Annotated in this window: 10 protein-coding genes; all 10 read left to right on the forward strand. The window is 64.5% G+C overall.

Annotation, left to right across the window (positions count from 1 at the left end):
- Positions 1 to 42: 42 nt before the first annotated feature.
- Positions 43 to 207, forward strand: coding sequence for a hypothetical protein (locus CAI21_RS17310; protein ID WP_309544967.1), 165 nt, complete (start codon positions 43 to 45; stop codon positions 205 to 207).
- Positions 208 to 210: 3 nt separating this feature from the next.
- Positions 211 to 873, forward strand: coding sequence for a tetratricopeptide repeat protein (locus tag CAI21_RS17315; RefSeq protein WP_116303443.1), 663 nt, complete (start codon positions 211 to 213; stop codon positions 871 to 873).
- 9 nt (positions 874 to 882) lie between these two features.
- A complete protein-coding gene (locus CAI21_RS17320; protein ID WP_116303444.1) occupies positions 883 to 1,152 on the forward strand; it encodes a hypothetical protein in 270 nt (89 codons plus the stop codon).
- 23 nt (positions 1,153 to 1,175) lie between these two features.
- A complete protein-coding gene (locus tag CAI21_RS17325; RefSeq protein WP_181919495.1) occupies positions 1,176 to 1,841 on the forward strand; it encodes a MotA/TolQ/ExbB proton channel family protein in 666 nt (221 codons plus the stop codon).
- A gap of 15 nt (positions 1,842 to 1,856) precedes the next feature.
- Positions 1,857 to 2,354 carry an ExbD/TolR family protein gene (locus CAI21_RS17330; protein WP_116303445.1) on the forward strand — a complete coding sequence of 166 codons (498 nt, stop codon included), beginning with the start codon at positions 1,857 to 1,859 and terminating at the stop codon, positions 2,352 to 2,354.
- Positions 2,351 to 2,845, forward strand: coding sequence for an ExbD/TolR family protein (locus tag CAI21_RS17335; RefSeq protein ID WP_220348666.1), 495 nt, complete (start codon positions 2,351 to 2,353; stop codon positions 2,843 to 2,845). The genes CAI21_RS17330 and CAI21_RS17335 overlap by 4 nt, the downstream gene beginning before the upstream one ends.
- 2 nt (positions 2,846 to 2,847) lie before the next feature.
- Complete coding sequence (locus CAI21_RS17340) at positions 2,848 to 4,227, forward strand: AgmX/PglI C-terminal domain-containing protein (RefSeq protein ID WP_181919496.1); 1,380 nt, start codon at positions 2,848 to 2,850, stop codon at positions 4,225 to 4,227.
- 218 nt (positions 4,228 to 4,445) lie between these two features.
- Positions 4,446 to 6,782, forward strand: a complete 2,337-nt coding sequence (locus CAI21_RS25185) for a hypothetical protein (protein WP_258868198.1) — start codon at positions 4,446 to 4,448, stop codon at positions 6,780 to 6,782.
- Positions 6,671 to 17,473 carry an isopeptide-forming domain-containing fimbrial protein gene (locus CAI21_RS17345; RefSeq protein ID WP_258868987.1) on the forward strand — a complete coding sequence of 3,601 codons (10,803 nt, stop codon included), beginning with the start codon at positions 6,671 to 6,673 and terminating at the stop codon, positions 17,471 to 17,473. Before CAI21_RS25185 ends, CAI21_RS17345 begins: the two co-directional genes overlap by 112 nt.
- A gap of 62 nt (positions 17,474 to 17,535) precedes the next feature.
- Positions 17,536 to 22,641 (forward strand): OmpA family protein, encoded by a 5,106-nt coding sequence (locus CAI21_RS17350; RefSeq protein ID WP_116303501.1) that lies wholly within the window; start codon positions 17,536 to 17,538, stop codon positions 22,639 to 22,641.
- The last annotated feature ends 7 nt before the right edge of the window (positions 22,642 to 22,648 follow it).

Genomic DNA, 22,648 nt, shown 5'->3' on the forward strand with positions numbered 1-22,648 from the left:
GGCGCGAGAAAGGCGGATCAGGCCGCTATTTAGCAAAGCGTTTTGCGACGAAGGAAGCCGCTGCTAAAGCGTTGGGAACGGGTATCGCCGACGGTATCGAGCCAGCAAAGCGAGCAGCAAAGCGAGCAGCAAAGCGAGCAGCAAAGCGAGCAGCAAAGCGAGCAGCAAAGCGAGCAGCACGATAGCGACTCCGAAGGAGGCGAGTAGGACATGCGGCAAGCGATTGTTCCAAACCGACAGGGAAGCTCGCAGCGGGCGGGGAGGGGGCTTAGCCCGCTTTTCGGCATGGCCGTGCTGGCGGCGCTGCTGGCGGGCTGTGCCGTGAAACAGCCGGCGGAGACGACGGAGGCTTCGACAGCGGCCGAGACTTACCTCGTGCGCGAGGCGGTCACGCCCGGCGCGGAGCAGCAGCGCGATTTCGCGCGCGCGCTTACCCATCTGCAGGCCGAGGAATACGACAAGGGCATCGAGATCCTGACGGCGTTGGCCGAGCACCCGGAGGCCGGAAAGAGCACCGCGCCGCACATCAACTTGGCGATGGCCTATCGGAATCTGCAAGAGCTGGATAAAGCCGAATCGCATCTTAAAAAGGCGCTCGCGATTAACCCTAAGCATCCGGTGGCGAACAGCGAATACGCCATGGTTTTGCGCCAGGGTGGCCGTTTTCAGGAGGCCAGGGAAGCCTACGAGCGCGTTTTGGAGGCGTATCCGGAGTTTCTGCCGGCGCGGAGGAATCTAGGCATTTTGTGCGACTTATTTATCGGCGATCTCAACTGCGCGTTGGAGCACTACGACATCTACCACGCAGCCGTGCCGGATGACGACGATGTCGCCCTGTGGATAGCCGATCTAAGGATGAGATTGGGAGATTAGGAGGTGCGGATGAGTCTTGTGAGAGCCGTTGTGCTGGCGTCTGTCTTGCTGCCAATGCTTGCGTTGGCGGAGGCCGGGGACGAGGCGAAGACGATTTCCGGTATGTCGATTATCGGCAATAACGAAGCGCCGACGTCGCTGATTATCGTGCCCTGGAAGGCATCGAGCGTCGGTTACGAGCCGGAGTTCGCGTCGAGTCTATTAGACGATTCGCTCGTTCCGGTAGACAGGGAGGTGTTTATGCGCGAGCTGAGATTTTACGAACTGAGCAATCCTTGAAGGTTTGAGAGGGGTTTTTGGTCATGCAACTCATTGATTTATTGGTTGGCTTTATTCGCGACGGCGGTCCGTTCATGTATCCGATTTTGTTTGTCGGTGCGATCGCCTCGGCCGTTGGTGCGGAGCGGCTAATCAAGCTGATGCGGGTCAGGCGCGCCAACCAGAAGATGTGGGACAAGCTGCATCCGGTATTGGTGGATGCCGATTTCGACACCGCACGGGAGATGACGGCCTCCGATTCGTCCACCGTGAGCCAGTTGCTGAGCCTGGGGCTGGAGCGTGAGGGCACGGTGCGGCGCCGGGAAGACATCGAGATCGCGATGGAGGAAGGAATGATGGAGATCATTCCGCAGCTTGAGAAGCGCACCGCTTACATCGCGTTGTTCGCCAACGTCGCCACTCTGCTTGGTCTGCTCGGCACCATTCTCGGGTTGATCGCCGCCTTTAGCGCGGTGGCTAGCGCCAATCCCGCGGAAAAGGCGGATTTGCTCTCCGCGAGTATTTCGGTGGCCATGAATACGACCGCGTTCGGTTTGATGGTAGCTATCCCGTTGTTGATTTTGCACGCCTATTTGGTGGCCCGTACCGGCGAGATCGTCGACAGCCTGGAGATGGCCTCGGTGAAGACGCTGAACGTGATTTCCCGTCACGCGAAACGTCAGCACGAATCCCTTAAGCCGGCCGCCTGAGAGTTGTGATCTACCATGTCCAAGGCACGTCTACGCCGTCATAGGCGCTTGAAAGAAACGCCGGAGCTGGAGGTGACCACCTTTCTCAATTTGATGGTGGTGCTCATTCCGTTCCTGCTGGTCACGGCTATTTTCTCGCGGATAACCATTCAGGAATTGACCATTCCCGAAGGTGCTGCGGGCGGCAATCAGCCCGACCAGCCGGTGGTAACCATAGAAGTGATTATTCGCGACGCCGGCCTTGAGATCGGCGACGGTAGACGCGTCGTCACCTCCTTTCCGAAGCAGAATGGCTCGCACGATCTGGCACGCCTGTCGGAATACTTGCAGGGGATGAAAAGCAGGTACGCGGACAAGGAGGACGCCACCATTCTGGTCGAGCCGGATGTTCCCTACGAAGACCTTATCCACGTGATGGACACCGTGAAGGTGGCCGAAGTGGTGGGGGAAGATGGCGAGGAGCGGGAGATCATATCGCTGTTCCCGCAGCTTTCCTTGGGAGAAGCGCCATGAGCAACGAACGCCGCATGAGGAGAATGGGGCGGGCAAAAAAGTATAAGAGCCCCCTGAATCTGACCGCGCTGATGGACGTGTTCACGATCTTGGTGTTTTTCCTCCTGGTTAACCAGTCGACCACCGAGATTCTGGAGTCGCCCCGGGAAATCGTGCTGCCGGAGTCGATTGTGGAAACCAAGCCTCGGCAGACGGTGGTGATCCTGGTCAGCGGGGAGGAGGTCATGGTGCAGGGCGAGCGCGTGGCCTCGTTGGCAGACATTCTCGAATCCCCGGATAGCGATATCCCGTACATGCAGGAGCGCCTGCAAAGGCTGCAGGAGAGCGTCATCGGGGTTAACACGCAGACGGTCGCTGAGAGCAAGGAAGTCACGATCCTTGCCGACAGGGCGATTCCTTTCAAGGTTCTCAGGAAGCTGATGGAAACATGCACAAACGCCGGTTATACGAGGATATCCCTCGCAGTGACCCAGACGGCACATCAGGGTTGATGATGTCTGAGACGGGAATTCCTGACGATCAGCGGGAAGTCCAGGCGCACATCGCAGACGCTCGTCAGCGGATCGATGCCCTGGAGGCGAGCTGTCGTGAAGTCGACGACGCTCTGACCGAGCGCGAAGCGCGGCGCCGCGAATATTCGTTGCTGAGCGATGTTTGCGCGTCCCTGGATCGGCTCGAGGAGGCCGGCGCAGGCCATCTCTTCTGGGGCGCGCATCCGGATGCCGAGACGACCGCTCGCCTGAGCGCGTTGCGTCGGGACATAGCCGCTTTCGAGCAGGAAACGGCCACGTTGCAGGCAAAGCGGGATGAGCTGCGCACGCGGATCGAACGGGAGCTAGACGGAGTCGCCCTGCTTACCGACGAGCTGCTGGAGTTGCAGGCGGAGGAAGAAGAGCGCCTGGAAGAGTACGTGGTCGAGCGCGATTACGTGCCGCCGCCGTATCGGCCCGTGGTGATGCCTTGGACGAAACGGGGCGAGGACGAGAAACGGCTACGCAAAGCGCTGGCGATCGCCCTCCTGTTTACCTTCAGCCTGACCTCGTTGATGTCTCTATGGACCTTATCTACGCCATCCACTGAGGTGGTGGAGATCCCCGAACGGCTCGCGCGCTTGGTGCAGCAGGAGCCGCCCCCGCCTGTGGAGCGGCCGGAGCAACCTAAGCCCGAACCCACGCCCGAAACCGAGCCCGAGGACACCCCCGTGGCGGAGGAAGCACCGGTTCGGGAAGCGCCGACGGTGGCCGAGAGGCAGACCGCGCGCGAGACGGCGGAGACGGCCGGGCTGCTAGCGTTCCGGGAAACCTTCTCCGAGCTGAGAGAGTCCGCGCCGCAGGCCAATCTGGGAGCCAATGCCCGGGTTGACGACGCCGGGCAACGGGCCTCCGGGCAGCAAGCACAACGCGCCGTGGTGTCGGCCCAAACCCAAGGCGGTAGCCGCGGCATCGCCACCGACAGCATCAGCCGCAACGTGAGTACTGCCGGCGTGCAGGATGTGGACGTGGAGTTCGCGCGGGTCGAGAGTGCGATCGGCGCCAGTGCCGGGGAGACGGATCGCCCGCTTAGCGATGGGCCGCGCCCGTCGCGTACGGACGAGGAGATCCAGATCGTCTTCGACCGGTACAAGGCGGCGCTGTATCGCATCTACAACCGCGAGCTACGTCGCGATCCGACGCTGCGCGGCAAGATGATCCTGCGGATCACGATCGAGCCGGACGGATCGGTGTCGCTGTGTCAGGTCGAGTCCACCGACCTGGATTCGCCGGAGCTGGAAAGGGAGATCGTCGACCGGGTACGTCGGTTCAACTTCGGTCCCAAGGAGGGTGTGCCCAGTGTCACGATCCTCTATCCGATCGATTTCCTTCCGGCTAATTAACGAGCAATCAAGAAAAAAGCGGGCATGCATCGGCATGCCCGCGGATAAAACGAGGGCAAGGGCATGATTTCGAACTGCGGTAAGTGGTGTGGGGACACGCGGGGCGATGGGTTCACGCGGGTTGTTTCGATGTGAGGGGCTGGGCGCCGGGCAGCGTGCCCCCTCGTCGATAATCATAAGTGATTGAGAACAAATATAATTAGCTACGGTATCCGTTGATGCGCATTGCATGGAAGTTTATGGCCCGCGTTGCCAGGGCGGCATCGGCGGTTGGTGTCCTGTTCGTAATGGTCGGTGTGTTGTTGCCGGCCGGCGGTGCCAACGCAGCCGAGTGTCCGATAAGAGGTGGTCAGCAGAACACGCCGTTCATCGTGCATGACTTGAGCGAGAGTTACTGCGAGCTGTGCGGCTACGGCTATGTCACCATTCGGATCAACAATCCCTTCCGCTGGGCAACGATGACCAATATGCGGGTGACGGAACAGCTCTCGGGGTTGGTGTACGAGCCCACGGCGCCGAACCCGATTAGCTATCGCATCAACGGCGGCCCGTCGCAGACCGGCATCACCGTCAGCGGCTCCTCGACGCTGACCTTCGGCAATCTGCCGGAACTGGCGCCTGAGTCGGGCTTTCGCTCGGCGACGCTGGAGATTACCTTTGCCGTGCGCCGGGTCGAGACACCCGAGGCTCTGATTTCGCCGAACAATCGGCGCGCTCGGGCGACGCTTGAGTACGATACCCGCTATACCTCCGGCGGTAACCAATACAGTTGCGGCTCGGGTACGGAGACCACCGGGCTGGATACTATACCGCTGCGCGAACCTGTGCCGGATGTGACCAAAACCGGCTGGAACTATGACGCCGGGCAGCGCCAAGGCAGCGCTAGCAATCCGGTGTACGGCAACAGTAACGACAACGTCGTCTGGCGTGTCCGTATCAGCAACCACGGTTTGGCCGATCTGCAGGATCTTCGTTTCGACGACCTGATGCAGAGCGGCAATATGAACATCGGCTATGCTTGCCCCAGTGCTGCCGCCGCCAATGCGGTGGCGGCCAACAACGGCGTGCGGCCCGGCGGGTCGCCCTGCGTGTCCGCCAGCAACTCGATCAACAATTTCGTTGTCGAGAGCCCGTTCGGGCAGGGCGGCATCCGAACCTATCCTTGGGGCTCGATCTATGAAGTGGATGTAGCCGCCGGCACCTCCGCTTCGGTCTATCTGGTCGGCAAGCTCACCGCCAATGCCTCCTGCGTCACCAGCCGAACCAACACCGTCAGCAACGTGCAGTGGGGTTGCGACGCGCAGCCGCCGGCCGGCGGCATTTCCGCTACCTCCACCGGCATCGTGCCGGGCGATACGGCGCGGTTATTCACGCGTTATATGGACGATCACTCCGCCCTGCGGGTCGAGCGCCAGCTCACCGGCACCAACACCAGTCAGCCGGTGGGTACCAAGGGCACCATGACCGTGCGGATCACCAATGTCAGCGGCGGCAGCGTCCGTTTCAGCGACGCGTTTGCGTACCACCTGCGCGATGTGTTGCCGCCCGAGTACGTGGTGGACCCGACCTTCGAGCCCACTATCTCCATGGCGCCGCGGTTTGGCAGTTACCCCGGCATGGTGGACCGCATTACCTGGCTCAATCCGGTACCGGGCACATTCCCGCTCACCACCACCGACCCGACGGTGCCGCTGGGCAACACCGCCCCGGAGTTCAAGTTCTCCAGTAGCACGGTGCACCCGTTGTATCCCGACCAGCGGGATATGATGCGCCACGGCGACGAGTTGACCGTTACTTTCCGCGTGGTGTTGATCGAGTCCGATTTCTACGACCGCGTGGCCAACCTGGACATAACGCCCGAGGCGCACACCGCCGCCGCGCAGTACACCGATCCGCCGTACCAGGACCGGTTGAGCAACACCTTACACGTGCGCTTCGAAACCTTCTGCTCGGCGCAAGGGGCGCAGAGTTTCACCCTGACCGGCAACGGCAGGGGGAACCCCAACGGCGCGCCGATACCCGCGTTTCCGGAAGATCTGGATATCGCCATCGACGGCCAGACCTTCATCCTTACCAACGACCCGAATCAGCAACTGCGGCTGCCGGTGCGGGTGACTAATAACGGCGGCCACGACGCGCGCGACTTCCGTGTATTCGTGACCTTCGGCGCCACCATGGAGGTGGTAAGCGCACCGTCGGGATGCTCGCGGCGCTCGCTGTCCGGCTCGCCGCCGCAGCCGCTGCCGTGGCGGGTCTGGCTAACCGATGCCGACCCCGCCGCGGCCATCCCGATTCCCGATACGGCCACGGTCTACGAGTGTACGTCCCCCGATGTGATCGCGCCCGGGCAAACGGTGGACTACAACTTCCAGGTCATCAAGACCGACGACCCGGCGCGGCTGTTGCTGGACGACCTGACTTTCCGCGCGACGTGGTGGGCGAGATTACCCTCAGCGACGGCACGCCGTTATGGTTTCCCGCGCCCATCCAGCGCGCCGACGGCGAACTGGACCGCGCCAACAACTACACGTTGGATTCCGTCTGGGCGCGCGTGATCGGCTTTAACCTGGTGAAAAACCAGGAGGGCGTGTGCAGCGAGAACAATCCGCCCATTATCGATACGATCGACGGCCGGCCGGTAGAGCGGGTCGAGATCGGCGAAGAATGTAGCTACCAGATCGAAACCGGCGGCTGGTTCGGTTTCGAGACGCCGGGTTACGCCTACATCGCGGTACAGAACATCCGCGTGGTGGACGAGAACCCCGACGGCCAAGCCTACGTCTCCAGCACCGATCCTTACGTCGCCTCGACCGATCTGATCAGCGGCGTGAGCCTCAACCCTGCGGGCTTGCAGCCCATCGACGAGGGTTGGTTCGACTGGCGTTTCAACACCTCCGAGGCCGAGCGTATCGAACGTGCGGACGAATGGTTCCGCGTCGGCTTCACCACCCGTGTGCTCAACAAGGCGCTCAATGCTAGCGATGCGCCCAACGAGCACGGTGCGATCAGCCGCAATGTTCTTAACTCCACCTTCGACGCCACGTTCTTTAACCGCAACACCGGTCAGGCCGAGCAGTACACGTTGGGGCCGGATACCGTCGGCTATCCTCACGAGCCGATTCGCCGCGTCGACCTGACCATTACCGAACCGCACGTGGAGGTGGTTAAGGAAGTTTGTAACGAGTCCTTGTACGGCGTCGGCCCCGACTGCGCGAACTGGACCACGCACACCGCCGAGGGCGACGCCTACGATTCGTACATTTATCGCATCACGGCGCGCAATCGGGCCGAGGTCAACGGCTTGCAGAGCGCGCCGGCTTACGATCTGATCGTTACCAGCACCCTGGACTCCAGCGACCTCCTGTATGTCATACCGCTGGAGGAGGATGGCCTGGACAACGACGGCGACGGCCTGATCGACGGCGCCGACACCAGCGAGGGCACGATTAGCGACAACGTGGTGCTCAACGGTATTCCCGCCGTGATCACGTTCTCCTACACGCATAGCTCTGCCCTGCGGCGCTTGGATCCGGGCGAAGAGGTCAGACTCTACTACCGGGTCGACCCCGACGAGCGTGCCGCGCCCATGCAGCAGTTGACCAACACGGTTACCGTTAGCTACGACACCCTGGAAGGCGGCGACGAGCGGCCCAGCGGCAACCAGACGGTGGACCCGCGGCCCAACGGCGATATCGGCGGCGCTCGCGTTTACCAGAGCGAGCCGGCTGCCGCGGTGCTGGAAATCCTGCCGTTGCAGACGTTCCCCAAGATGATCACGCGGCTGTCCAACACGCCGTTAGAGGCTACGGAAACGCAGCCGGCGGTGATCGGCGAGGAGATCGAGTATCGCCTGGAGGCCGATTTGCCGGTTGCTCATCTGCGGGATTTCCGCATCGAGGACACACTGCCGGCAGGCTTGAGCTGTACCGAAGCGCCGGTGGTGGACTTAAGCCAGCCACCGTATAACGCGGCCGGTTTCCGGCGACCGGGCGGCGGCGCGGTGCCGCCGGTCACGCCCGAGTGTAACAGCGATGCCGTGCGCTGGGACTTCGGCGATGTGGTGTTAACCGAGCGGCCGGGCGGCGCTAATCTGTTCCGCTTCCCGGTGACGTTCATCGCCCGCGTGGATAACAGCGACGGCAATCGGGTCGGCCACATCCTCAGTAATGGCCACCCCGCTACCGACGCCACGCTGTTCTATATCGACGAGAACAATGTTGCGTACGCCTTAGACTATGGCCAGGTGGATGCTGTGGTGGCCGAGCCTGCGGTCGAGCTGACCAAGACGGTCGCGCCGGCGGGCCATGCCGATGCCGCCGACGTGCTGACGGTGACCGTCACGGCCACCAATACGGGCGACGCCAACGCCTACAACCTGCGCGTCCTGGACGATCTCCAGGACCGCAACATGACCTTCATCGCCGGCAGCGTCAGCGGCAACGCCCCCAACGAAGCGCCGGACATTGTCGATCTGAGTGGCGGTGACAAATACCCGCTGTTCGTCTGGAACAGCGACAACCCGCTACCGCCAGGGGCGACCTACACCTTCAGCTACCAGCTCGAAGTCGATCTCGCCGTGCAGCCCCTGGAGGTTCTGGACAGCGCGCTAGAAGCGGATTGGACCTCATTGCCGGATCAGGCAACCGCGCTTAACAGCGGCGGCCAGATCGGCGCCGACGGCAGCAGCACCGGCATGCGTATCGGCGCGCTGCCCAACGCCGGCGACCCGCTGAACAACTATGAAACCAGCGCCGCCGATGCTTCGGTTTCGGTACCGCCATTAGCACTGGCAAAGACGGACGGCACGCCGGACGTCGTTCCCACTATCGGTGCGCACAAGCGTTTCACGCTAGAAATCCGCCTGCCGGAAGGCACTAACCGCGAGGTGCGGGTGCAGGACGAGCTGAACAGCGGCAGCGTCAGCTACTTCCTTACCCGAAATGCCGATTTCGATGTGAGCTATAGCTTCGAGGGCATCGCGCACATCAACGGCCAAACGCCCTCCGAGGCGGCCTTCCTCGATACCACTGCCGTGCACGACGCCTCGGACACTATTGTCTGGGACATCGGCGAAGTGGTTACCGAGGCCGAGAACGACATACCGACGCCGGGTGCCATCGAGCCGAGGATAGTCATCACCTACTACGCCAGGGTCAATAACGATCTCGACACCGAGCGTGGGGAGAGCGTGCGCAACACGGCCACGCTGACTTACCGCAACGGCGAAACCGCCGAGCTGGAAACGCTCACGGCCGACACGGCGCCCGCAACCGTGGTCGAGCCGCTCTTGGCGGTGACCAAGGAAGCCAGCCTGGACGGCGAGCCGATCGGCGGACCGGTGCACGGCGGCGATGTCATCGAGTACCGCGTCACCATCCCCAATAACGGCGACTCCACCGCCTGGGACGTGAACATCGTCGATTCCCTGCCGCCCGAGCTGGAACTGCTGGGCGAGCCCAGCGCCGTCATCGACGGCGCACCGGTGGCCGACTTCAACCCGACGCCGGCCACCAACGCCGACGGCTACAAAGTGTGGGGGCGCGACAACGGCGACGAGTCGTTGGCGATTCCGGCCGGTGCCACCTTGGTGCTCAGTTATAGCGCGCGGGTCAACGAAGCCAGCGGCAATCTGAGCAACACCGTCTGGGTGGACTGGACTTCGCTGCAGGGCGAGAGCGTTTACGAGCGCCACGGCGAAGGTTGCCCCAACGTCAGCGCGCCGAACGAATACTGCGTTAGCGACTCCGTTGCCCTCAACGTGGTCGATACCACCGGGCTTGAGAAATTCTTCGTCGAGGACAGCTACGCCACCGATGGTAGCAGCGCCGACGACGCCATCCTGCGGGTTGGCGATACAGTGGTTTATCGACTGGCGTTAAACCTGCCGGGCGTGGCCACGCGCGATGTGCGCGTCGAGGACGTGCTGCCGCCAGGCATGGCGTTCGAAGCGGTTGTCAGCATCAACGGCGACACCTCGCCCGATTACACGCCGCCACCGGGTTCGCCGTTCTCGCATGCGCCGATCACCGCCGCGCAAGTGCCCGCCGAGGGCGAGACGGGCACCCTGGTCTGGGATCTCGGCACCATCGCCAGCGACTCCGAGGCGACCTTCGAGATTCTCTACCGCGCCCGGGTGATGGAAGATGCCGGCATTGCTCATGAGCCGTCGCTGGCGCTGGATAACACCGCGTCGCTCCATTACACCCAAGCCGACGGCGAGCCGGCGCCCCCCGAGGAGCGCCTGCGCGATAGCGCCCAAATCACGCTGCTGCAACCGTTGCTCAGTGCCATCAGCAAAACCGAGCGCAGCGGCCTGACCAGTCCCGCCACCGTTAACATCGGCGGCGACCCCATGCTGTTCCGGTTGGAGGCCTGTAACGCCGACGGGCTGGCGCCGGCCTACAGCGTCGCCGTCACCGATGAGTTGCCGCCGGAGCTGGATATCGCGACCCTTAGTGCGCCGGTAGTGGCGTTGGACGGCGTTGCACTGGACGCCGCCGACTACGTCTACACAGCGCCGACAGAGCGGGGCGGCAGCATGGCGTTCCTGCTTGAGGTGCCGGTGCTCCCCGGTCAGTGCCTGACCATCGATTACGACATCGGGTTCCACCTGGACATCCCGGCCAACAGCAGTTGGGCCAATAGCGCGACCCTGGACGAGTACTGGTCGTTGCCGGCCGCTAGCGGCCAGCGTTATGGACCACTGGGCCCGGCGAGCTTCGTCATGCAGAACATGGTCGACGACCCGGGCGCCCCGGCCAAAGCCCGCTTATCGGCCGAGGATGCGACTATAGGCGAGCTGGTCGAGTATGAGATCAGCGTGCCCGGAGCGCCGGTCAACGCCATTCTCCACGACCTGGTCATCAGCGATGTGCTTGACCCGCGCCTGGAACTGGTGTCGGTGACCGAGGTCAGCGGCAACGACATCGACCTGATCGAGCTCGACCCCACCGAGCCGGGCGAGGTTCGACTGGGCGTCGCCCAGCTGCCGGCCCACCAACAAGCGGTGGTGCGCCTTGTCGCCCGTGTCGTCAACGACGAGCAGGTTAACGGCGGCGATTTCATTAACAATACCGCCCACTACCATTTCCGCTACACGGCGGGCGGCGATCAGCTATTCGGCGGCGAAGCCAGCGCCGAGCCGGTCCGCATCGTCGAGCCGGAGCTGAGTGTGGCCAAGGACGTGGCCAACCTTAGCCAGCCGGGCGATGCGCCGGTGGCCGGCGACATCCTGCGCTACACGGTCAGCTTGACGGCGGCCGGCGGGGCGGCGGGCGACGACTACTCGGATGCCTTCGATGTCAGCCTGTTCGACAGCCTCAGCCTCGGCCTGGCCTACGTGCCCGGCAGTGCCACCGTGGACGGCGGCAACACCATCGGCGACCCCACTATCGACGGCGACGGGCTGACCGCCGAACAAAGTCTTACCTGGACCCTGGCCGACGGCACCGCGGCCATTAACGTGGCCGAAGGCAGCACGGTAGAGGTCGTCTACGACGTACGGGTGCTGGACAATGTGCAGCCCAACCAGACGCTGGCTAATAGCGTCAGCGTCCAGTGGACGGGCCTGGACGGCCCCAGCGAACATCAGCGCGATGGTAGCGGCGTGCCGGAATGGAACGACTACTACGCCGGCCCGGTCACCGCGACGGTGGTCGTTGAGGATCTCACCACCCTACGCAAGACGCGGTTGGACGATACCTTCGGTAGCGCCGATGCCGACGTGCGGGTCGGCGACTTCGTCGATTACGAGCTGCGCCTGGGCTTGCAGGAAGGCACGCACGAGGCGGTGCAGATCACCGACACCTTGCCGCGTGGGCTGATTTTCGATGCCGTCGTCAGCGTCGATCGTTTTGGCGAGCCGGCGACCGTAAGCCCCGAGATCAGCGGCGATCCGGCGGCGGGGCCGACCACGGTCAGCTTCGATCTGGGTACCGTCGTCAACCCCGGCGGCGGTAGCGCCGACGATAACTACCTGGTCATCGTCTACCGCGCGCGGGTGCTGAACGAGGTCCATCCTTGGGAGGACAGCCTGCCGCTGACCAACAGCGCCGATCTGCAATACAGCACGGCTACCGGCCCTGTCGAACTGCGCGACGAGGCAACGGTTAACCTCGTGCAGCCGCGACTGGCGGTGAGCAAGAGCGCGTTGCCGGCGGGCGGCGGTACGGTGGTCGAGGCCGGCGAGGTGGTTACCTACACCGTCGACATCCGCAACACCGGCGCCGCCCCGGCTTACGACACCGTGCTGGAAGATGTGCTGCCGGCGGGCCTGCGGCAAGGCGGCGTGACCACCACCGGCATCAGCCTGGTGGATAGCACCGACGGGACGACCGTCGCGACCCTCCCGCTCCTTGAGCCGGCCTACGATGCCGACTCCGGCACCGCGATCTGGGACTTCGACAGCGGCGTGGCCGACGCTTACACCATCCCGGTGGGGCAGGCGCTGCGGGTGGTTTATCAGGTCACGGCCGATGCCGGGCTGGGCGCAGGGCAGACCCTGACCAACAGCGCCAGGGTGGTGCACTACTACTCGTTCGACAGCAACGCGGTGCCGCCCGGCGGCGCGGTGGAGCAGCGCGAGCGCTACGGCCCGAGCGATACCGCGAGTGCCACCTTGAACACCTTAACGCCGTCGGCGCTGCAAAAAGCCAACACGCAGCCGACCGCCGCCATCGGCGAGCCGTTCCGCTACCGCATCACGGTGCCGGCGGAGCCGGTTAATACCGCGTTGTACGATGTGCGCATTCAGGACGATCTCACCGCCTCGGCGGCGGATCTGAGTTTTGTCGCTGTGACCAAAGTATCCGGCTCGGCGGACTGGACGCCGGAGAACACCGGCGATGCCACCGGCGTGATCATCGCCGATCCGGCCAACGGCATCGACATCCCGGCCGGCGAGCAGGTGGTGATCGAGCTGGAAGTGGTGCTGGACGACAGCGCCACCAACGTGAGCGGGTTACGCTTCCGCAACACCGCCGACTATAGCTACAACGCAGTCAAGGGCGACGAGAGCAGCCGGGTCGAAAACCCCGCGCACGAGGGCACCACGGCGGAGATGACAATCGTCGGCCCCGACACCCTGCGCCTTCTGAAAACCGGGCCGGACATCATGCGGGTGGGCACAGCGGACGGCTTCACCATCGCTGTCGAGAATACCGGCAGCGGCCCGGCCTGGGGCGTGACGGTCACCGGCCTGTTGCCGGAAGGCATGTGCGAAGCCGCGCCTGCCGATTTCGTTGCGCACATCGAGGCGGCGGACGGCACCACAGTGGCCGCGCTGGAGCCGGATACCGACTACCGCGTCGACTACGCCGGCGAGCCGGACTGTCTGCTGCGCCTGACGCTGGAGTCGGCCACGGCCGTTATTCAGCCCGAGCAGCGTTTGATCGTTACCTACCAGGCGGAGCTGGACCCGACGGTTGCCGACGGTAACCTGCTGACCAGCGTTGCCGGTGCCACCGAGTGGTTCGGTGCCGATCCGACCGGCCCTGCCCGCGCCTACATCGGCAACCTCACCGACGGCACCCCGGACGACATGACCGACGAGCAGGACGCACACACCGTGCTGGCCCGCGCCCCGGTGGTGGCGGTGGAGAAATCGGTGGTCAATGCCACCACCGGCCAAGATCCGGGCAGCGATGCCGAACCCGGCGACACGCTGCGTTACACCCTGGTGATCCGCAACGACAGCGACTTCGAGGTGCCGGATGCGCAGGTGGTCGATCACCTCAGCACCTACTTCGCGCCCGACAGCCTGGTGCTGATCGACGTGCCCTCCGGTGCCGATAGTAGCCACAGCGACCCTGCCGGCGGCGAGAACGGCACCGGCCTGCTGGACATCCGCGACCTCGCGCTGAGCCCGCAGGGCGAGGCCGGCGACACCCTGACCTTGGTGTTCGAGGCAACGCTTGCGCCGGTGATCCAGAGCGGCACCCTCGTCCTCAATCAGGCGCGGCTATCGGCGCCCAATATGGGCGCGGTGGACAGCAACGAGACGAGCACCCTGATCGAATCGGCCCCCGCCTTCGAGGTTGAGAAGGTGTCTCAAATCATGAGCGGGGACCCGAACGTGCTGATGGCCGGCGAAGTGTTGCGCTACACCTTAACCGTGCGCAACATCGGCTCGGAGCACGCCCGCCAGGTGGTCCTACGCGACCCGATTCCCGAGTTCACCCGCTATGTCCCCGACAGCACCCGGCTCAACGGCGAGCGGGTGGCCGATCCGGCGCAAGGGGTCTCGGCGCTGGAAAACGGCTTGTTGATCAACGCACCGGAAGACACTACGCCGGGCGTGCTGCGCGCCGACCCCGAGGCCGGCGCCGATAATGTAGCGACAGTGACCTTCGAGGTGCGGGTCGACGACGACGTGCTCGACGGCACGATCATCTCCAACCAGGGCTTCGTCGTCGGCGAGGGCACGGACGGCGCGACGCCCGAGCAACCGTCCAACGATCCGCGGACGCCGACGCCGGACGATCCTACCCGCGATATCGTCGGCAATCTGCCGCTGATCGGCGCGCACAAGACGGTCGCCATCGAAGTCGATCTGGGCTCGCCCGGTATTGTCGATCCGGGCGACACGCTGCGCTACACCATCCGCATCGACAACTTCGGCGCCATTCCCGCCACCGAGGTGCGGCTCATCGACGATGTGCCGGAGCACACGACCTACGTGGCCGATTCGCTGCGGCTCAACGGCCAAGCGGTGGGGCAGCCGGACGGCGGCGTCTCGCCCTTGATCGGCGGCATTCCGGTGCATTCGCGCGATCAGGCGGCCGGCAGCGGCATTCTCTCGCCCGGCGATTACGCGCTGGTGACCTTCGACGTACGAGTCGATGACGGCGTACCGGCCGGCACCCTCATCAGCAACCAGGGTTCGGTCGTCAGCAACGAGCTGCCCACCGAGCCCACCGACGCCGACGGCGACCCCTCCAACGGCCATCAGCCCACGGTGGTGGTGGTCGGCGAGAGCCAACAACTGACCATCGACAAGCAGGTGCTAGTGGTCGGCGGCGGCGAGGCCGAAGCCGGCAAGACCCTGGAGTACCTGATCACGGTCACCAACATCGGCAGCCTGCCGGCCGTCGACGTGCAAATCAGCGACGACCTGCGGCCCCCGCTGGGCGAGCTGATCGAGTATGTGGCCGACAGCGCAACGCTGGACGGCGCGACCGCCGGCGTAACCTACGATGGCGGCATTCTGCGTGCCGATTACGCCGCCGTTTATGGCGATTTGCCGCCCGGTGTCAGTACCGAGCTGCGCTTCCGCGCGTTAATCGATGCCGAGCTGCCCATCGGCACCCGCATCGCCAACACCGCCGAGGCGAGCTGGAACAATCCGCAGCAGACCGTTACCGACACCGTCTACATCGATGTCGGCGGCCTTCCGGGCACGGCGATGCTGAACGGCCTGGTTTGGCACGATGTCAACTTCAACCGGGAGATCGACGACGCCGAGCGCCTGTTCGCCGACTGGACGGTGGAGCTGCATAGAAACGGCCAGCGCATCGGCGCGACCCAGACCGACGAGGTCGGGGCCTACCTGTTCCGCGGCCTAACGCCGAACGAGGGCACCGACGACCGCTACGAGCTGCACTTCGTCGCCCCCGGCGCCGGCCCGGACACCGCGCGGCTCGGGTATGGCCATTCGCCGTTCGACAACGGCCCGCAGCGGATCGGCGAGATTGTCGCCGGCTCCGGCGCCAACCTACAGAACCTGAGCCTGCCCATCGAGCCCAACGGCGTGGTGTACGACGCGGTGCGTCGCACGCCTATTGCCGGTGCGGTGCTGACGCTGGTTCGGGCTTCGTCCGGCACGGCACTGCCCGAGCGCTGCTTCGACGATCCGGCGCAGCAGGATCAGGTAACCGGCATTTTCGGTCACTATAAGTTCGACTTGAACTTTAGCGACCCATCCTGCCCGGTGGGCGGCGAATACCTGATCAAGGTGACGGCACCGGCAAGCGGCTACGACGCGGCCCCCTCGCGTATCATTGCGCCGCAGAGCCACGCCGACACGGACGCCTTCGAGGTCATCTCCTGCGCCGGCGGCGCGGAGGATGCGGTGCCCGCCACCCCCAACCACTGCGAGGCCGAGGCATCGGCGTATGCGCCGTCGACGGCTATCGCGCCGGGCGCGATCGGCACCCGCTATCACCTGCACCTGCGGCTTGGCGATGGCCACATACCGGGCCAAAGCCAGCTCTTTAATAACCACATCCCGCTCGATCCCGAGCTGGACGAAGCCATCGCCATCACCAAGACGGCGGCGCTGGTCAATGTCTCGCGCGGCGATCTGGTGCCCTACGTCATCACCGTGCGGAACACGCTGGACGCGGAGCTCTACCAAATGAGCATCGTCGACACGTTACCGCCGGGCTTCAAGTACGTGGAGGGTTCGGCTCGCATGGACGGACACGAGGCCGAGCCGAGCGTGGAGGGCCGGCAGTTGACCTGGGATCGACTGGATGTGGCGATAGACGGCGAGCACCGGCTGGAGTTGTTGGCCATCGTCGGCGCCGGCGTGTCCGAGGGGACCTACGTTAACCGGGCGCAGGCCTTCAACGCGCAAACCGGCGAGCCCTTATCCAACGAGGCGACCGCCTCCGTGCGGGTGGTGCCCGATCCGACCTTCGACTGCACCGACATCATCGGCAAGGTGTTCGACGATGCCAACATGAACGGCCGCCAGGACCCCGATGAGCCGGGCATCGCCGGCGTCAGGATCATTAGCGCGCGCGGACTGATCGCCACCACCGATCAGCACGGCCGCTTCCACATCACCTGTGCCGCCGTGCCCGACGAAGACCGAGGCAGCAACTTCATCCTCAAACTCGACGACCGCAGCCTGCCCAGCGGCTACCGCGTCACCACCGAGAATCCGCTGGTGCTGAGGGCAACCCGAGGCAAGATGATCCGCTTTAACTTCGGCGCGACGCTCCACCGCGTGATCGGCCTGAGCGTTGCCGAAGAGGTCTTCGAGCCCGGCTCCACCGAAATACGCCAGCAGTGGGAGTCGCGCCTCGACTTGTTGCTGGAGGAGCTGGGCAAGTCGCCGTCGATCCTGCGCATTAACTACCTCGCCGAGATCGAAGACCCCGCGCTGGTGCGCAGGCGGATCAATGCGATTCGGCGCGAAGTGACCCGGCGCTGGGAAGAGCAAGAGTGCTGCCTGGAGCTGACGATCGAGACGGAGGTCTTCTGGCGCCGCGGCGAGCCTCCGCAAAGGCGGGGGAGAAGATGATGCACCGTTATCGCAGGGAAGTGCCGGCGACCGGCATAACGCTCGGAAAAAAGACAACAAGAATGGCTAAATACACACGTTTCATACTGGCCTCGGCATTGCTTCTACTGCCCGTCGCAGCGGTGGCCGGCGAGCCGGCTTTCGAGCCGGCCCCGGCCAACGCCGGGACGGTTCGGGAGGCAAGGCAACTGGGGGAGGCGGTTGAGCGTCAGCTTCCGCACGACGGCGCCTACCGTCAGTGGGTCCAGGACGAGGCCGTTTATGAGGAAGACTGGAGCGATCGTATCGAGCAGCGGGAGGTGGTGGAGATACTGGCCCGCACCGTGAAACTGCGGAACGTGGTGCCGCCGATCCCGTTCGGCTCCGGCGACGTAGAGATTCCGCCGGCCTATGTCGAACAGCTGCGCGATGTGCTTGCCGAAATAAAGGACCGCGACAACGTTCGTCTGCACTTCGTCGGGCACTCCGACGTCGTACCCCTATCCGCCTCGCTGGAGGCGGTGCACCGCGACAACCTGGGCCTGTCGCGCGAGCGGGCCGGGGCGGCGGCGGAGTTTTTCCTCGCGGCGCTGGATCTGCCGCCGGAGGCCGTCTCCTTCGAAGGGCGGGGCGAGCTAGAACCGCTCGCCAGTAACGCCACCGAAGCCGGCCGGTCGATGAACCGCCGGGTCGAGGTCGAGGTGTGGTACGACGAGATGGAGGAGCAGCTGGCGGCGGAGCCGGTGGTGGTGCCTCGGGAGTTGCACCGGGTCCAGGTATGTCGGGCGGAGACCGTGTGCTTGCTGCGCTACAAGGAAGAACATTCCCAGCGTGCCCGCGTCAAGAACCTGGTTCCGCCGCTCCACTACGGCGAGGATGCCGTCTCGGTCCCGGAGAGTTTTCGGCAGCAGATTCTGCAGACCCTGGACGACTTGCAGGTAAGGCAGGGCAGGCGAAACGTTGTCGTCCGCTTTGTCGGCTACGCCGATAACAGTCCGCTGGAAGGCCGCGATCTGCGCATCTACGGCGATCACCTGGCGCTATCCCGCGCGCAGGCACGGCGCGTTGCCCTGACCGTGCAGGAAGCCCTGCTGTTGCCCAGCCACAGCGTCGAGAGCGACGGCTTAGGCAGTGCCCGGCCCGTGGCCTCGAACGAAACGGCGTCGGGGCGCGCGATGAACCGCCGCATCGAAGTGGAGTTTTGGTACGACGATCCGCTGCAGGAGCTGCCGGACGGCCCGCAACTGTGCCCGCAACCGGGGAACGAGGAAACCGTAACGCGGGTTTACGATCCACCCTCGGGGCCGCTGGAGGCCATCCCCTTCCAAGGCGGCCGGCCGGTGGTCACGCCGGCGTATTTGCAACGTCTGGGCGAGGTCATGGCGGAGATCGGCGACCGAGAGAACGTGCGGGTGCGGCTTATCGGTTACACCGCCAACAGGCCCCTGGACCGGCGTACCGCCATGGCGTACGGGGACGACATCGGCCTGTCCACCGCGCGGGCGCTGCGGGTCTCCGAGCTGGTGAAAGAAGGGCTGGCGCTGAGCGATCGCGAGGTCGAGCACGAAGGGCGCGGTTACGTGCAGTCGCCCGACGTGGTCAACGCCGGTTTCATCGAGTCCGACACGTCGCGCGTCGAGGTGCAGGTTGTCTACGATGAGGCGGTGCCCCTAAACGACCTCGATGCGCTCGACATTACCCCCGTCCGGCGCGAAGTGACGCCGGTCGACCCGTTCGCGCTGAACCTCATGCGCATCACCGTCGACGGCCAGCCCCTCGACGACCCGAACAAAAGCATGCAGGACGTGCAGCGTTGCACCGACGTAGCCTTCGACCAGGCCGATATCCGTTTCAAGTTCGATAGCCTTGCGCTCAAGCCGCGCCTGAACGTTACCGCCTGGCCCAACACCCTGCGGTACCAAGACGACCCGGAAACCGAATTTCCGGACAATTTGGTCCGCTTCGAGGCGTACAGCAACTACCCGGCCTTTATCGCACGCTCGGAGGTGCGGATATTCGACGCCGAGCGCTCGACCCGCGACGAGCCGCTTGCCGTCGTACCCCTCGGCGATGCCGGCCGCGGCGAATGGCTGCCGCATTTCGAGGCCAGCCCGGCCCCCCGGCGCGAGCTCAAGTACGTGCTGCGAGTGTATGACGAAGCAGGGCGCTTCGACGAAACCGCGCCGCAGGCCCTGTGGGTGATCGACAGCCTCTCCGAGGAAACGCGGGCGCGGGATGCTCAGCGCGAGTTGCGGGTCGGCTACGGCGAGAACCGCTTAGCGTTACAGAATATCCCCCTTACCGGCGGCACGATCACAGTGCACGGCTCGGATATCCCGCCGGATCACACCGTCTGGGTCGCCGGCGAGCCGGTGCCGGTAGGCGCGGAGCACGACTTCATCGCCGAAAAGATTCTGCCTGCCGGCCTACATACCGTGGAGGTCGCCGTTCTCGATGCCTATGGCAGCGGCGAGCTCTTCCTGCGCGATCTGGAACTCAAACGCAGCGATTGGTTCTATGTCGGCATCGCCGACCTGACCGTGTCCCATTCCGACACCAGCGGGCCGGCTGGGTTAGTCTCTCAGAAGGACATCTACGACAGCGGCCTGTCCACCCATGGCCGGCTCGCCGGATACGTACGCGGCAAATTCGGCAACGACTGGCAGCTTACCGCCAGCGCCGACACCCTTGAGGGGCCCGTCGAGGATTTGTTCAGCAACTTCATGGACAAGTCGCCGGACGCCTTGTTTCGGCGCATCGATCCGGATTACCACTACCCCAGCTACGGCGACGACAGCACGGTAGAAGAGGGCGCGCCGACGCTGGGCAAGTTCTACCTAAAGTTGCAGCAAGGGGATAACTACGGCCTATGGGGTAACTTCAAGGTCGCCTACGTGGACAACAGCCTGGCCCACGTCGACCGCGGCCTCTACGGCGCCAACGTTCACCTACGCTCCGCCGACACCACCAGCTTCGGCGAACAGCGCTTCATGGTCGACGGCTTCGCGGCGCAGCCGGGCACCGCTGCCAGCCGCGACGAATTCCGCGGCACCGGTGGCTCCCTATACTACCTGCGGCATCAAGACATCCTCATGGGCTCGGAGCGTGTCCGGGTAGAAGTTCGCGACAGGGATTCCGGCCTGGTCGTCGCGGTTAAAAACCTAGTACCGGGGCTGGACTACAGCATCGACTACCTGCAAGGCCGGATCGTGCTCGCCCGGCCGCTGTCCGGCACCGCCGAGGACGACCTGCTGATCGACACCGGGGCCGGGGCGGGCAACGAGGCTTACCTCGTCGCTCGCTACGAGTACACGCCGGGCTTCGAAGAGTTGGACACCCTGTCCAGCGGGGGGCGCGTGCATTACTGGTTCGGCGATCACCTGCGGCTGGGCATGACCGCCAACCGCGACAGCGACAGCGACGAAACCAGCCAACTCGGCGGGGTCGACGTCATCGTGCGCAGAAATGCGCAGACCTGGCTGAAACTGGAAGGCTCGCGCAGCGAAGGCGCGGGTATCGATACCCTGCACTCGGTAGACGGCGGCTTCAGTTTCGGCGGCAGTCAGGGCTTAGTGGAGCCGGGCGAGCGCGCCAACGCCTACCGTGTCGACGCAAGCCTGGCCTTGTCCGATCTGCATCCCGGCACCCAGGGCCGGGCGACCTTGTACCACCAGCACGTGGGCGCAGGCTACTCGGCGCCGGGGCTGATTACCGACAAGGACACCGACAAATACGGCGGCAGCCTCGTCATGCCGCTCACGGACAACCTGAGCACCACGGTCAAGACGGACCACACCGTGCAGCGCGGCGGCCTCGATACCGCCGCCGCCGAAGTCAATCTCGACTACGCGCTCGACGCCCACTGGACCCTAGGCACCGGCATGCGGTACGACTCCCGCAAAGACAAATCGCCGGAGGTGCCCTTAACCCAGCGGGAAGGCAACCGTACCGACGCGGTGGTTCGCGCCACCTACGATACGCGCGCGCGTTGGATGAGCTTCGGTTATGTGCAAGAGACGGTAAACACCACCGGCAACCGCGAGAGCAACGCCCGCGTGGGCGGGGGCGGCGCCTACCGGCTCACGGACCGCTTTACCCTAAACGCCGAAGCCTCCACGGGCGATCTGGGCGAGGCCGGCCGGCTCGGGGCGGAGTTCCTTTACTCCGACCGCACGACGTTCTACGCCAACTACGGGCTGGAAAACGAGCGCACCGACAACGGTCTGCGCGCGCGCCGGGGCAACCTAGCCTCAGGCTTCCGCACGCACTACTCCGATACCGCGAGCGTGTATGTAGAGGAGCGCTACACGCACGGCGACGTACCCACCGGGCTTACCCACTCCGCCGGCGTGGATCTCGCCCCCGCCGACCGCTGGACCTTCGGCATCAGCGGCGACTACGGAACGCTGCGAGACAACAACACCAGTGCCGAGATCCAGCGGCGCGCGGTGGGCGTGCGCGTCGGCTACGGCTTCGAGACAGTCAAGCTCTCCAGCGCGGTCGAGTACCGCGAAGACAAACTCGAGTCCGAAGACCTCAGCGTGTCCGAGCGTAGCAGTTGGCTCCTAAAAAACCGGCTAAGGTATCAGCTCAACCCCGACTGGCGCTTCCTCGGCAAGTTCGATTACGCCTACAGCGAGAGCTCCCAAGGCGCGTTTTACGACGGCCGCTACACCGAAGCCGTGGCCGGTTACGCCTACCGCCCCGTGCACCACGACCGCTTGAACGCTCTGTTCAAGTACACGTACTTCTACAACCTGCCCTCATCGGGCCAGGTAACCGGCGGAGGAACGACCGCCTCGTTCGTGCAGAAGAGCCACATCGTGGCGCTGGACGCTCTCTACGACCTGACGCCGCGCTGGTCGGTGGGCGGCAAATACGCCTATCGCCACGGCCAGCTCGCCATGGATAGAGACGACCCGGAATTCTTCTCCAGCCGGGCGCACCTTTACATCGCCCGCGCCGACTGGCGCTTCGTCCGCCACTGGAGCGGCCTGATGGAAGCGCGCCTGCTCGATCTACCGGACGCGGGGGACAGCCGCAGCGGCGCCTTGGTAGCCGTGTACCGACACTTCGGCGACAACTTCCGGCTCGGCGCCGGCTACAACTTCGCCGAGTTCTCGGACGATCTAACCAATCTCGATTACGATCACCAAGGATTCTTCATCAACATGGTCGGGGCGTTCTAAGCCCCGG

This window comes from Alkalilimnicola ehrlichii (genome assembly GCF_003399765.1).
Classification (GTDB): domain Bacteria; phylum Pseudomonadota; class Gammaproteobacteria; order Nitrococcales; family AK92; genus AK92.